The organism is Vibrio rubrogenes, assembly GCF_059641415.1.
Genome location: NZ_JCARSY010000131.1, coordinates 1 through 372, shown reverse-complemented (window position 1 = coordinate 372; position 372 = coordinate 1). Strand labels below are relative to the sequence as shown.

General features: G+C 54.8%; 1 protein-coding gene. It reads right to left on the bottom strand.

The window, feature by feature from the left end:
* Positions 1–372: AMP-binding enzyme (locus AC55NX_RS20880; protein WP_496997475.1), on the bottom strand; the 372-nt coding region annotated here is incomplete at both ends.

The following is a 372-nucleotide window of genomic DNA, read 5'->3' as shown; positions in this document are numbered from 1 at the left end:
GGGTAATGCTTTGCGGTCTACCTTGCCATTCGGCGTCAGCGGGAATGCATCCAGCGCTATATAAATCCCCGGCACCATGTAATCCGGTAAACGTCGCCGTAATTCAGCTTTTAAACCGTCCTCGAAATCCTCACCGGATTGCGCACCTTCTTCTGCTACATAGTAACCCACCAACCGGGGCTCACCGTCCGCCATCTCCGGCGCAGCAACCACCGCATCCGCTATCCCGTCATATCCCTGCATCAGAGACTCGATTTCTCCCAGCTCAATCCGGAATCCCCGGATTTTGACCTGAAAATCACTCCGGCCTAAACAGGTAATCCGACCCTCACTGTCCCAGCGACCCAAGTCACCGGTTTGGTACATCAGCTC